Origin of the sequence: Microbacterium sp. C7(2022), assembly GCF_028823665.1 — a bacterium.
GTDB lineage: Bacteria > Actinomycetota > Actinomycetes > Actinomycetales > Microbacteriaceae > Microbacterium.
Genome location: NZ_JAPEHV010000002.1, coordinates 296,705 through 310,752 on the forward strand (window position 1 = coordinate 296,705; position 14,048 = coordinate 310,752).

9 protein-coding genes are annotated in these 14,048 nt (G+C 65.8%); 1 reads left to right on the forward strand and 8 read right to left on the reverse strand.

The genetic code is table 11. From position 1 onward, the window contains the following. Positions 1-19 precede the first annotated feature (19 nt). From ON062_RS03515 to ON062_RS03535, 5 genes are read right to left on the reverse strand one after another with little or no spacing between them, the layout of a single operon-like run. Positions 20-700 (reverse strand): ABC transporter ATP-binding protein, encoded by a 681-nt coding sequence (locus ON062_RS03515; RefSeq protein WP_274645736.1) that lies wholly within the window; start codon positions 698-700, stop codon positions 20-22. Continuing rightward, entirely contained in the window at positions 697-1,617 is a 921-nt protein-coding gene (locus ON062_RS03520) for an ABC transporter ATP-binding protein (RefSeq protein ID WP_274645737.1), read from the reverse strand. Before ON062_RS03520 ends, ON062_RS03515 begins: the two co-directional genes overlap by 4 nt. Continuing rightward, positions 1,617-4,316, reverse strand: coding sequence for an FtsX-like permease family protein (locus tag ON062_RS03525; RefSeq protein ID WP_274645738.1), 2,700 nt, complete (start codon positions 4,314-4,316; stop codon positions 1,617-1,619). Before ON062_RS03525 ends, ON062_RS03520 begins: the two co-directional genes overlap by 1 nt. Continuing rightward, positions 4,313-6,991 (reverse strand): FtsX-like permease family protein, encoded by a 2,679-nt coding sequence (locus tag ON062_RS03530; RefSeq protein ID WP_274645739.1) that lies wholly within the window; start codon positions 6,989-6,991, stop codon positions 4,313-4,315. Before ON062_RS03530 ends, ON062_RS03525 begins: the two co-directional genes overlap by 4 nt. A gap of 43 nt (positions 6,992-7,034) precedes the next feature. Next, complete coding sequence (locus ON062_RS03535; RefSeq protein WP_274645740.1) at positions 7,035-8,738, reverse strand: ABC transporter ATP-binding protein; 1,704 nt, start codon at positions 8,736-8,738, stop codon at positions 7,035-7,037. A 23-nt stretch (positions 8,739-8,761) separates the two neighbouring features. Between ON062_RS03535 and ON062_RS03540 the strand changes: the two genes are divergently transcribed. Then, positions 8,762-9,358 (forward strand): PH domain-containing protein, encoded by a 597-nt coding sequence (locus ON062_RS03540; protein ID WP_274645741.1) that lies wholly within the window; start codon positions 8,762-8,764, stop codon positions 9,356-9,358. 11 nt (positions 9,359-9,369) lie between these two features. Here the strand turns inward: ON062_RS03540 and ON062_RS03545 are convergent, their stop codons facing one another. The 3 genes from ON062_RS03545 to ON062_RS03555 all read right to left on the reverse strand — a co-directional run bounded on the left by ON062_RS03545 (position 9,370) and on the right by ON062_RS03555 (position 14,000). Continuing rightward, positions 9,370-10,584, reverse strand: a complete 1,215-nt coding sequence (locus ON062_RS03545; RefSeq protein ID WP_274645742.1) for an ABC transporter permease — start codon at positions 10,582-10,584, stop codon at positions 9,370-9,372. Between the two features lies 1 nt (position 10,585). Continuing rightward, positions 10,586-12,133, reverse strand: a complete 1,548-nt coding sequence (locus ON062_RS03550; protein ID WP_274645743.1) for an ABC transporter permease — start codon at positions 12,131-12,133, stop codon at positions 10,586-10,588. Between the two features lie 85 nt (positions 12,134-12,218). Next, complete coding sequence (locus ON062_RS03555) at positions 12,219-14,000, reverse strand: ABC transporter family substrate-binding protein (RefSeq protein WP_274645744.1); 1,782 nt, start codon at positions 13,998-14,000, stop codon at positions 12,219-12,221. Between the last annotated feature and the right edge of the window lie 48 nt (positions 14,001-14,048).

A 14,048-nucleotide genomic window follows, 5' to 3' on the forward strand; every position in this document is an offset into this window, starting at 1 on the left:
GCGCGCCACAACCAGCGGTTCACGCTGCGCGAAGCACTCCGTCGACGATGTGCAGCACGCGATCTGCTCGCTGGACGACGCTCGGATCATGCGTGGAGAGAAGAACAGCGAGGTTCTCCTCTCGAGCGATCGACTCGATCAGACCGAGCATGGCTTCCGCGGTGTGCGAGTCGAGTTGTCCGGTCGGTTCGTCGGCCAGCAGGATGCGGGGCGAACCGGCCAGGGCGCGGGCGATTCCGACGCGCTGCTGCTGCCCGCCCGACAACTCTGCTGGGCGCTGGGATCCGTGCGAGCCGAGCCCGACTCGCTCGAGCAGACGGGTGACCTCACGATCGCGAGTGGCGGCATCCGACTTGCGCATGCGTAGGGGCAGCTCGATGTTCTCTCGCGCCGAAAGCGCTCCGATGAGACCGAACGACTGGAAGACGAAGCCGATCTCTTCGCGTCGAACGCGATCGATCACGCTCTCGGAGGCGGACGTCATCTCGACGTCACCGATCGTGACGGACCCCGTCGTGACCGGTTGAATCCCGCCCAGCGCGTGGAGCAGGGTCGTCTTTCCCGCCCCGGACGGGCCCACGAGGGCTACGAACTCCCCAGGATGCAGGCTGAGCGACGCATCCGCCAGGGCCGTGACATCGCCCGCGCCCGTGCGGTGAACCACACTGACCCCGGACGCGACCAGCACCGGTGACATCATGACGCCTCCCCCTCATCGTCGTTCTGTTGCGGTGCACGATCGCCCGGCCACACCCCCACGTGATCGGCCTCCAGGCGTAGCCGAACGCGATCACGCAGGGCCAACTGGTCGATGTAGTCGGCGGGCAGTTGCATCCGCCCCACCCTGTCGAGGACGACGAACTCCTCGGCCATCGCGTGTTCGCGACCTTCGACGTCGGTATGAGTCCAGCGCAGGACTTCGGTCGCCGTGCGCCCGTCGCGGATCTGGATGGTGCGCCCGACGTGTTCGGACACCGCGGGATCGTGCGTGACGATCACGGCCGTCGTGCCGAGTTCACGATTCACGCGACGGAACGTCTCGAGGACCTCGGCGGTTGTGTGCTCATCAAGATCCCCTGTCGGTTCATCGGCCAACAGCACCCGCGGTTCGTTGGCGAGCGCGACGGCAATGGCAACCCGCTGCTGTTGACCGCCCGAGAGTTCGGCCGGACGCTTGCCGGCGTGATCAGCCACACCCACCATGTCCAGCAGCTCTCGCGCACGCTGTGGCGCGGACCTGTCACCGCCGATCGCTCGCGCGAGGTGCACGTTCTCTTCTGCGGTCAGGTAGGGCAAGAGGTTTCGCGCGGTCTGTTGCCAGACGAAACCGACCACCTCTCGACGGTAGGCGACGCGCTCACGCGCAGAGAGCGAAGGGAGGTCGCGCCCGGCGACGACGGCCTTGCCCGCGGTGGGGGCATCTAGCGCCGACAAGATCGACAGCAGTGTGGACTTGCCCGAACCGGACGCACCCACCACGGCGACCAGTTCCCCCGCGCCGACCACCAGATCGAGGCCCTGCAGCGCCTGAACTTCGATGTCCGCCACGGTGAAGATGCGCACGAGCCCCTCGCAGAAGATCTCAGGGTCGCGCTCGGCGATGTCAACAGATGTCATCAGTCCTCCTCGGATCTGAGAATGGTCGCCAGAGATGTCGTACGCGCCGCGGCAACGCTCCACACCACGGCCGCACCGAGCGCGACGATCACGACGCCGATCAATCCAGCCGTGAGGACCGGGTCGACTGTGAGCGCGGGCTGAACGGCACCGCCCGTGAAGGGGCGCAGATCGATCGAGGCGATCACGATCACGGGGAGCACCGCTCCCAGCACAATGCCGCCGACGAGCGAGGTCACGCCCAGCGGGACGAACTCCCAGGCGATGATCCCTCGCGCTTGACGGCGACGAAGTCCCATCGTGCGCAACAGTCCAATGGTCCGCGATCGCTCGTCGCGCATCACGCCCGCCACCAGCAAGAGCGCCACGACCGACAGCGCCAGCGCAAGCCCCACCGCGGCCAACAGCGCCACACGCAATGCGGCGACTGCCGGCGACGAGCGGATCGCCTCGGTACGGGCGTCCAACGACTCGACCGTGTGCGCGCTGCCGATGACGCTGCCCAGGTCCGCAATCACGCGGGCAAGATCTGCGTCTTCGGTGACATCCACGAGCGCGACGCGGGGGTAGAAACCCAGCCCGGTGACCGCTTCGTAGTCGGCGGCATCCACGACGAAGACCTCGCCCGTCACGCTCGACCCCAGAACACGAGCGACGGAGGCTTCGATGCTCACGTCGGCCCGCCCTGCCATTGCCGCGCCCACGCCGACCTCGGCAGACAGCGGAGTTGTCGCGATCGCCTGCACCGGGGTCTGTCCGGGGACGATGCGACCCGCCGGCATCCCTCCGGCCATGCCTTCTTGAATCCGGGACAAGCGCGCGATGTCGGATGCCACGACGGTCGCATTCGCCTGACCATCCGGTCCGCTCACACTCACGCGGTCGCCCATGAGCAGTCCCGTGGCCTCGGCAACGCCGTCGACAGCGCGCATCGCCTCGAGTTGGTCCGCCGTAAGAAATGGGCCGGCCAAGTGAAGATCAGCGCCGACTTGGCGTTCGGCTGCGGCAACGGCGCCACGGTCTACCGTCGCGAGCACGAGGGAGGAGAATACGGCGATCGCAACGGCCACAAGCATCGCGAGGACGGCCGTGGAGCCTGCCGCCGCTCCGCGGATGTTGCGGGCCGCACCCACCATGGCGACGACGCCGCGCCCCCGGTCAGCGACTCGAAGGGCGAGCGAGAGGGGCAACGGGTGCAGGCGTACGACGACGAGCGCGAGGGCGACAGTGGCCAACAATGGCGCCACGATCACCAACGGGTCCACGGGCCCAGAGGTCGAGCCGACACCGCGGATCACGAGCAACGCCACCGCGACGATCGCCAGGACTACCACCGTCGCCTGGGCCGCTCGTGCCAGACGGCTCGGTGGGGTCGCGCCCATGTCGCGCCGCTCGCGCTCGCTGCCGTTGTTGGACAGCGCGCTGGCAAGCGCGAGCGAGCCGGTGACCCCCACGAGCAGTGCGAGAGCGCTTGATACGGGTCCGGCATCGGCGGGCGTCCATGCGACCCCGATAACGGTCCCGAGCGCGGCAGCCGGGAGGCCCAGCGCGAGTCCTTCCGCGCCCAGCAGTCGCCGCAACCGCGCCGCCGGCGCGCCGCGAGCCGAGAGCAACGTCAGGTCGGGTCGCCGGCGGCGCACAATGAGGGCTGCCGCGAGAACGATGAGCGCCACGGTGACGGCCAGCGGACCTGTGACCGCCACAGCGAGGATCGCGCTCGCAGAATGAGAGCGCGCGAGTGCAGTGTCGAGCACATCGAGCACCGCCGTGGAGAAACGGATCCGGTGATCCCCGCTGTCGTCGATCGCCAGAGAACTCGCGGACGCTCGGCGTAGGCCCGCCAGGAGTTCTTCCGGATCAGCTGCTTCGGCGCGCGATGCGTCCACGGGGTACCACGCGGACGTTTCGAGCTGGGTGGGGAACTCATCTGCCAACCGCGACCATCCCGCAGCGTCCACGTACGCGGCCGCGGTGGCCGTCGGCCTACGGTTTCCGTCGTCGAAGAAGAACGCCGCAGTCGTCGGTGGCAAATGCTGCCAGCGCCCGTCCGCCGCGTCCACCGGTTCGGTAAGTCCAACGAGCACCACATCGAGGGGTCCTGATGCGCCCTCGATGGATCGAACTTCCCCGAGGGGCCACACGATCGTGTCCGCCGCAGACACGGTGAGTACCAGCTCTACCGCGTCGCCCTGCTCCCCGGCCGAGGGCCAACTCCCCTCGACAAGGGTCAGGTTCGTCTGCAGCCTCGGGTCTGCGGCCAGTTGCACCTCGCCATTCGGCGACGTCGCGGGCAATTCCTCTGGCACTGCGGCCGTCGGGCGCGTGTAGACGACGAACTCTGCCGGGTCGGTGATGTGCACGACAGAGGGATCGAAGTCTGCACGGTTATCGCTCAGCCGCTGGGCGAGTTCGCCGAGCACCGCTCCTGCCCCGGTGTCCCACCCCGAGGTGAGCTCGGCATCGGTGGCTGAACCGTAGCTCGGCCCCGAAAACGACACGCCCGCGAGATCACGGCCCGATGGAGCGATCTCGCCGATGCGATACGACACTTCATCGCGAATGACGCCGACCAACGCACGTGGTGCGGCAGCAATCACGAACGCAGCGAGGGCTGTGAGCGCGACGATCACCAGGGCAGCAGAGCGCGGCGTCGCAAACCGGCGACGCATGAGAGACATCAGGCTCGGTGAGGTCTTCATTCGTCCTCCCGAAGCCAGCGAGCAAGCACGCGCGGCCCGCGCACAGTGGTCGCGATCGCCGTGAACACAGCGACGCAGCTTGCGACCCCGAGCAGGAGAAGTGAGACGTCAACGCGCAGCGACACCACGAAGTCGGGCGGGATCGACGGGTACGCGGCCCGCGCCAGCACGGGCGCGGCGAACCAGGCCGATCCACAGCCCGCGATGACGCCGCCGACTGCGCCTACGACAACCGCGACGCCGTCCTCGAGTGCCCGCGCGCGCCGAGCACCGCGACGCCCGAGCCCCAGCACATCGAGTAGTGCGAGCTCTCGAGCGTCGGTACGGTTCGACGACCGCCTCATCACCAACACGATCACCGCGAGAATCCCCACGCCGACCGCACTCAGAGCGAACGCCGAGACGGTGCTCGCAGCGGACTGGGCGGCTCGCGGATCGGCCGTCACCGACGCCGTCGCCGGCGCGGCAGCCTCCACGGCATCCGCGACCGCGAGAGGATCATCCGTCGATAACCAGATTTCGTTCGGCGCAATCACGGACCCCACGGCCATAGACAGGGCCGAGAGATCGGTCAGGATGCCACTTCCCCCCGGCGCGCCGGGAAGAACATCCACGAGGCTCACGACATTGAAGTCCACGGTCGTGCCGAGCGCGGATGCGCGCAACGAGAGCACGTCGCCTGGCTCGACCGCCATCGAAGCGGCAAGCTCAGCGGTGAGCGTTGCTGCGGGACGCGACGGCCAACCGGGCGCGACCGCGTAGGCGTCTCGTACCGCTTCACCATTCGCTGACCCCGCGATGCGGACGCTCAGTCCGGTCTGCACGGGTTCGATCTCGGCGCCCGCCGTCGGCGAGAGCACCGAAAGGTCGAGAGGCTGCCCCGCGACCGACACGTCGACGCGCGCCGTGCTGCCGCTTCCGAAGAACTCGACTGAACCGACCGACACGGCAGCCAGCGACCATTCGCCCGAGGGGAGATCGATCGTGGTGCTCCGGTCGCTCTCGGCCCGTGTAGTGGTCAGAGTTCCGCCCTCGAAATCTGTCTCCTCGATATCGAAGTTCGTTGCTTCCTCAACGGCGAGGGCACCGCCATCGGAAACAAACCAGATCGACGCCACGATCGGTGCGGGGCCGAGACTCACAGGCATACCGTCGAGATCGAGCTCGGTGCGTTCACCGGTGCGAATCCGTACCTCGAGCGCGTCTGCACTCGCCGAAACCGGGATTCCATCGATCTGCGGCGCGAGGTCGTCGGCAACCCCCGCAGTGTCCATCGCGCCGTCGGCATCCAGCATCACTTCGCTGAGGCTGGAGGTTTCCGCGGCAAGGACGGGAACGTTCTCCTGCGCACCACGAGCATCGAAGGTCCGCACCGGCATCGAGGCGTCCACGCCGTCAGAGAGGTCGAGGTCGGAGAGCATCATGTCTTCGGGGACGCTCACGACTCGCACGTCGGCACCGACCCTCAATGCTTCAGGTGCGTTGCCAAGGGCCGCGATCGTCCCGCCGTAGCATCCGGCAAAGACGAAGGAGCCGATGGCGATGGCAACAACGCTCATCGTGAGCGCGTGCCGTCCCGGGCGACGTGCCAAGAGCCGCAACCCGAGAGTAGGCGATACGGTGCGTCCCCTCGCAGAGACACGGGCTGCAGCACCTGCCAACGGTGTGGCGACGATCACGGCTACCAGCGCGGCGAGCACCAATACCAGTCCGGGGGCCACCACCACGATCGGGTCGACAGTGAATGTCGCCCCTTCGCTCACGCGACGGCTGGTCGCCACGAACTGCCACACCGAGACGCTGGCGAGGACGACGAGAAGACCGATTGCGCCCCCAGCTGCGGCCACATCAGCGCGCCCGGTACGGACGTCAACAGCGCGAACGGTCGCAATGACGGCAGCCAGCACCGCCACGATCAGCACTCCGACCGCCGCGATTGCCGCAGTCATCCACGGGACTCGAAGTCCCGCTATCGCCGCGGCCGCCCACGCACCCGCCGCGGCACCGCCGAGAGCACCCGCCCCCGCGATCACCGCCGTCTCGATAGCTGTGATTGCTGCGAGCCAGCGTCGTCGAGCTCCGCGGGCGCGGAGCAAACGGTTCTCCCCCGCGCGTACGCGCACGGGCTCGACCGCGACGGTGGCCATAACCACGACTGCCGCCAGGAACAGCGTCGCCCACGCCACGGCATGGATCGCCTGACGAGCACGGATTCCATCCTCGAGTGCGAGCAGACTCGTCCGCAGACCTCCAGAAACCTGGACCTCGGCGCCCAGCGCATCTTCGATGCCGTCACCGAGATCGGAAAGTCCCGACATCAATGCCAGGGCGGATGAGGTCGAGATGCCGGCAGCGTCGATACGGTAAACGAGGCGGTCCAGCGAGTCGGAGTCGACGTCGCTCAGGGCACCCGCAGCATCCATCTCGGACAGCGCATGAGAGACCGCACTCGCAACGTCGGCTCGCTCCGAATTCTCTGGTTCGAAACGGACAATGACGTCGGCGCGGTCACCCGCCACATCATCCAGTGCGCGGACGACCGCGGACGCTTCGCTCGCTTGAGCGGCGACGCCCGCACCTGCCAGCACCCCGGCCACGACCGCCGCAACCGCAAACAAGCCCCACAAGGGAACCGGAATCGCGCGCGCACGCGCACACAGCCAGCGGACCCTCACGCGCGGCCCACGCCCATCCTGCGCTCCTCCCAGTCGTGCGAGCTCAGGAACCGTTCTTGGCGGCCGCCCGCAACGCGCGGCGCTCGCCCTGCTCGTCCGGGTCCGGCACAGGGACGGCCGAGATCAGGCGCTGCGTATACGGGTCCTGCGGGTTGCGCAGAATCTGATCGCGCGTGCCGATCTCGACGAGCTTGCCGTGGTTCATCACCGCGATACGGTCGGCAAGCTGGTCGACAACTGCCAAGTCGTGCGTGACGAAGAGGCATCCGAACCCCAAATCCTGCTGCAGTTCCTGGAACAGGTGAAGCACGCGTGCCTGCACCGACACATCCAAGGCGCTCGTCGGCTCGTCGGCGACCAGGAACTTCGGCTTGAGCGCGAGCGCACGGGCGATACCGATGCGCTGACGCTGACCACCGGAGAGCTCGTGCGGGTATCGGTTGCGCATCGCACGCGGCAGTTCCACCGCGTCGAGGAGCTCCTCAACGCGTGTGTTCATCTCCTTTTTCGAGTACCCACCTGCCAGCAGGAGCGGCTCGGCGATCGACTCCCCCACCGGGATACGAGGGTTGAGCGAAGATCCCGGGTCCTGGAAGACAATTCCAATGTCGCGACGCACCGAGAGCAGGTCGCGCTTAGACACGCCCACCATGTTGTGTCCGGCGACTTCGAGCCCACCCGAATGCGCGGGCAGCAGGCCGATGGCTGCTCGACCGATCGTCGTCTTCCCCGAGCCTGACTCGCCGACAAGGCCGACTACCTCGCCCCGACGGATCTCGAGATTGACTCCATCCACCGCTCGGAACGCCGGCACACGCCCACGCTTGGGGTACTCGATGACAAGGTCGGTCATGCGCAGAACAGTCTCACTGTCCGCGAACTTCTCGGCATCGTCGGGCGAGGCAGGGTTCGACCCGAGGTGAGGGACCGCAGCCAGCAGAGCCTGGGTGTACGGGTGCGTGGGCGCCTTGAAGATCTCGCGCACCGACCCATGCTCGACGACCGCGCCGTCCTTCATCACGATCACCTGGTCAGCGAGGTCAGCCACCACGCCCATGTCGTGAGTGATCAGCACGATGGCCGAATCCAGCTCGGTGTGCAGGCGGCGCATGAGGTCCAGGATCTCGGCCTGCACCGTCACGTCGAGTGCCGTCGTGGGTTCGTCGGCGATGAGCAGCTTCGGGTCGTTCGCCATCGACTGCGCAATCATCGCGCGCTGACGCTGGCCGCCGGACAGCTGGTGCGGGAACGAGTTGAACGCCTTCTTGGGGTCGGGCATCTCGACCTGCGCGAGCAGTTCGAGTGCGCGTTCCTTGGCCTGAGCACGGTGAAGAGTGACATCGTGAATCTGCAGCGCCTCCACGATCTGGTAGCCGATCGTGTAGACGGGGTTCAACGCGGTCATCGGCTCTTGGAAGATCACCGAGATGCCCTTACCGCGGACCTTGCGCAAGCGGGGTGCGGAGGCGCCGATCAATTCTTCGCCGGCAAGCTTCGCGCTTCCGGTGGCGCGACCGTTGCCGGGGAGCAAGCCGAGGACGCCCATCGAGCTCGTGCTCTTCCCGGACCCGGACTCACCCACGATGGCGAGAACGTCGCCCGGGTGGAGCGTGTAGTTGATATCGCGTGCAGCCGAGACCCACTCGCCCTCGACCCAGAAGTCGATGCCGAGGCCCCGAACCTCCAGCACCGGAGGGGCGCTGTTCTGTGTGTCGTTCACGTGCTGATGCCTTTCAGAGTTTGTCATGCCGCATCTGCGACGATAGAGGGATGCCCGAAGCCCATGTGCTCCGTCCCCGTTTCGGCCGTGTTCTCGCGGCGTGTGTCATCGCCATCTGCGGCGCTGCCGCGGTGACCATGATCGTCCAATCGCCCGAGATCGGCCTGCGTGCGCTGCCCATGCTCGGTCTGCTCGCGTTCGCCGCGTGGGCGGCGTACTGGCGCCCGTCCGTGCGCATCGACGACGACGCCGTCAGCGTCGAGAACATCTTCCGCACGATCACGGTGCCGTACGGGAACATTCAACGCATCGACACGCGATTCGCGCTGACGCTGTTCACCGAGACCCAACGCGTGACGGCGTGGTCGGCTCCCGCGCCCGGCCGACACCGGCTGCTGCTCGCCCAACGGGAACAGGGGCGCCACCTGCCCGAGTCGAGCTACCTTGCCGGAACCGTACGCCCTGGCGATCTCGTCAACTCGGACTCGGGTGCTGCGGCCTACCTCGTGCGCAGACGGTGGGAACAGCTGCGCGACACGGACATGCTCGACACGCATGCCGGTCGCCTGCACACACGCGTGCACACCGGCACGATCATCGTGGGCGTGGTGCTGCTCGCCGCGCTGGCGATCTCGCTGTTCATCTAGCGACATCGCCATCACCGCGTTTCAGTGCCCGTCGAGCTCGCGCCGTCCGATGCTGATCCAGCCGCCACCATCGCACCCGTGCGGTCGGCGCCGCGCGCAGCCCACCAACGTCGCAGCTCGGCCGACGGGCCGTTGAAGTTCGGCACACGCTTCTGACGCGGGTCGAACGCATCGCGAAGACCATCGCCGACGAAGTTGATGCACAGTGCGATCGCGATGATGAACACACCCGGCCACCAGAACAGCCACGGACGTGTCGAGAACGCACCCTGATACTCGTTGATCAGCTGTCCGAGTGAAATGTCGGGCGGCTGAATGCCGAAGCCGAGGAAGCTCAGCGACACCTCGATGAGAATGGCAGCGCTCATGAGAAGGGTCGAGTTGACGACGACCACACCGACCGTGTTCGGAAGGATGTGCGTGAAGATGATGCGGCGGTCGCTCGCTCCGGCGACGCGCGCGGCATCCACGAACTCGCGTTCTCGCAGCGCGAGGAACTCTGCTCGCACCAGTCGTGCGAGGCCGGTCCAGGCCAGAACACCGATGACGACACCGATCGTGAGGGCGTTGCCGCCAACGGTCAAGGCCAGCACTGCGGCGAGAACGAGGATCGGGATGATGATGATGACATCGGTGAAGCGCATCAGGAGCGAGTCGATGGCACCGCGGTAGAAGCCCGACACGGCACCGATGAACGTGCCGATGATCGTCGCGAGGATACCCACCAGGAACACCACGAGCAACGACTGCTGCGTGCCGCGCATCACTCGCGCGAACATGTCCTTACCAAGGTCATCCTGGCCAAACGGGTGCTCACCGAATTGGAGGGGCCACAGCTGGAACGTCGGCTGACCGCCGTTCACAAGGTCGTATCGAGTCCACCAGTCCTTCGGGTACCACCCAGCGATGCGGAATCCGTCGATCACCAACGTTCCCGAGGTGGGATCCACCTTGTAGTCTCCGGTGCCCCCAATGACCGTGCCGACGGACGTGTACGCCAGGAGCACGACAAAGGCGAAGACGATGAGCGAAATGATGGCACCGCGGTGCTGCAGGAACCGCCGGCGCACGATCGTGCCTTGGCTGAGCCCTGCGACCTGGCGCTGCTCGATCGAGAGTTCGCTCCCTCGGTCATTGCGATGACGGCTTTGGAAGTCGTCCTCATTGGGCAGCACGTCGTTGGGGTTCGATTCCTGAGGATTGTGCTCGTTGTTGTAGTTGGACATGTCAGCTCACCCGAATTCGAGGATCGAGCGCCGAGTACAAAAGGTCGGCCACGATGTTGAAGATGACGGCGAGAACACCGGTGACGAGGAAGAAGCCCATCATCAGGTTGACGTCCGTATGACTGAGCGCGTCAGAGAAGACTGCTCCCATGCCTTTCCAGGCGAAGACCGTCTCGGTGATCACCGCGCCGCCGATGAGACCACCGAAGTCGAACGCGATGATCGTCGCGATCGGAATCATCGCGTTGCGGAAGGCGTGCCGCATCACGACGACGCGCTCAGACAAACCCTTTGCGCGAGCGGTTCGCACGTAGTCCTGGTTCATCACTTCGAGCAGGCTGGCGCGCGAGTAGCGCGTGTACGCCGCAAGCGAGATCAACATGAGGGTCAACGTCGGCAGGATCATGTGGGTGAGCGAGTCGAGCATCTGCAGCCAGTAGTCGTCCTGGCGGTCGATCGCCGGGGTCGACGCGCCGATGGTGGAGATCACGCCGCTGGACAGCGGAATGATCGACTCGTAGGTCGACCAACGCTGGAACATCTGGTCGAACACCAGAGGCAGCGTGCCCAGCCCTGCGGCGAGACCCACAATGCGAGCCATGTACGCCTTGCGGTCGCCGCCGAAGAGGAAGCCGACCACGACACCGACCAGAACGAGGGCGACCGCTGCGACGAGAATCGTCCACCACGCGTTCCCGTAGAAGAACAGGTACTGGAACGGGTAGTACAGCGCGATCGGTCCACCAACGGCGGCAATCCCGAAGGCGATGAGAGCTTTGTTGTCCTTGAGTCCTGTCGTGAGGCTCGCGACGATGAGCGCGTTGGCGATCGCGAAGAAGATCACGCCGACAAGGCCGATCGAAGGCTCATCGAACCAGTGGGTGACGTCGAGGACGGTCAGGAATAGTCCCCCGGCGAGTCCTGTGAAGAGGAATGTTTTGATTCTCGTACTCAGCCCACCGCCAACGATGGCCATGAATATGAATCCGGTCACTAAGCCGAAGACGATCAGGAACCACCAGGGAATCGTCGGATCACCCAGGAACTGGTTGAAGGCGATGCCGCCGTACTGCTTCAGGATGACGGCCACCCAGAAGACCGGGAGGGAGTAGAAGACGAAGGTCGCAAAGGTCACCGTGTAGTCGTAGCCGCTGTACTGACGAAGCGCGGTCGTCATACCGATGGCGACACCGAAGAGGATCGACAGCACTGTCGCCACGGTGACCAACTGGAGGGTGGAGCCCATGGCGGTAGCGATGACCTCGGTCACCGGCAGTTCGCCTCGGGCCACGGAGATGCCGAGGTCGCAGCGCCCGATCAGACAGGCGGCCGCACCCGGGAGCCACGTGAAGTAGCGGAGTGTGGGGGGAATATCCAGTTGCAACTTCTCGGCGAGATCCGCCATGAGGAACTGGGCGTTCGGGTCGCGACTCCCACGGAGTTCGCGAAGGGGGTCTCCCGACATCGCAGTCAGCACATAGACGACGTACGACGCGACGAGGAGGACGAGCAGGGTGGCGACGAGGCGCCTGGCTACGAAAGAGAGCACGGACAGGGGTCCTTTTGGTCGATCAACGTGGCCGATGGGCCGGATGCGTGAGCATCCGGCCCATCGGGAGCGATGCTATCGCTGCTTACTCAGCAGCCGAACCGCTCGTCGGCGCCCACTCCCAGAAGTTCCAGAAGTAGTAGGGAGCCAGCGGTGCGGGGGCAATGCCCTCGACGCCCTTGTCCCATGCCGTGAGACCCGGGAACTGGAAGATCGTGATGCCGTAGCCATCCGCCCACAGTTCCTTCTCCACGTCGATCTGGATCTGGATCTGCTCGTTCTCGTCGAGCTCGGTCTCCAGGTCCTTCAGGCGGGTGTCAACCGACTCGTTCGAGTAGCCACCGAAGTTCGAGGGCTGGCCCGTTCCGAGGTACTGGTCGGTACCGGTGAGCGCGAGGCTCGTCGATGCCCACGCGAAGATGACCGCGTCGTGGGGGTTGACCGGGAATGCGGTCGTGTCGGTGAACTCCCAGTTGGGCTCCGAGTCGTCGACCACGTCGAAGCCGGCGAGGGCTGCCGAGGTGGCGATCAGCTCGTACTCCGAGGCGCGGCGTGCGTTGCCCTCGGGGTACCAGAACTTGACCTCGACGGGCGTCTCGACACCAGCGTCGGCGAGGAGCTGCTTGGCGCCCTCGATGTCGACGTCAGCGTACTCGGCCGAACCGTTCGCCTCGACGATCGGGTCGTACATCGGCGAACCGGGGATCTGCAGGATCGAGTTGCGGACCTCGGCGTTGGGGTTCAGCGGACGGATCAGCTTCTCGACGATCTCCTCACGCGGGATGGTCTTGAGGAACGCGACGCGAACCATACGCGCCTTCTCCTCGTCGCCGCCGTAGGTTGCGGGGTCGAAGGGGCCACCGTTGTTGAACGTCAGGTCGACGTGCTCGTAGGTTGCCTCGTCACCCGTGTAGTAGTCAGCCGTGTCGGTCGACTGCACGAGCTCGAGAACGTCGGGCGTCGGCTGGCCCGAGGCCACCTGGACGTCCTGGTTCTGCAGAGCCTGCACCTGCGCGGTCGCGTCAGCGATCTGACGGATCGTGATGCGCTGGTACTTGGGCGAGGGGCCCCATGCGAACTCCTCGTTTGCGACGAGGGTGACGTAGTCCTCCTCGACGAGGTCCTCAACGATGTACGGACCGTAGGAGAGGTTGACGAGCGGGTTCTCCGGCGTGTTGGGCGACTGGAAGTCGGCTTCCCATGCCTCGGCGACGGGCGTGAGCCACTCGGTGTCGCCCTCCTGGATAGCCGTGACCAGCTGGTCCTTGGCTTCCTGCGGGTCCTCGATCTCGGGGTACGCGAGCATCACGGCTGCGTGAGCCGCGACCGAGCCGACAGCGAACTGGACTTCCCAGTCCACGTACGGCACGTCGTAGACGAGCGTGAGCTTGTGGTCGTCGATCTCCGGCAGCTCGGACGCGAGGTCCGCGCGGGGGTTCGCGTAGTTGAAGAGCGCGCCGCCCTCTTCGTTTTCGAACGCCTGGAAGATGTAGGCCCATGACAGAAGCATGTCGGCCTCGTCGACGGCCACACCGTCCGACCAGGTGACGTTGTCGTTGATCGTGTACTCCACGGTCAGCGGGTCGTCGCTGGTCTTCTCGTACGAACCGAAGTCGGTGTTCTGTACGAGCTCGGGCGAGTCGTTGTAGTAGTTGAAGCCGCTCGTCGTGAGGTACGTGACGTTGCTGTTGGCGACGTTGTTACCCGACGTGCTGCTGGTGTTGAAGTTGTCGATGATGTCATTCCACGACACGGTGATTTCCGTGTCTTCGATGACCTCCGACTCGTACGGGACCGAGCATCCGGCAAGAGCAAGCGCTCCCACCGTGACGATGCCCAGGCCTGCACCCAGACGTGTGATCTTCACCCTGATTCCTCCTGTGCAAGGGATATGTGTGCCCGAAGAATGCGCTGT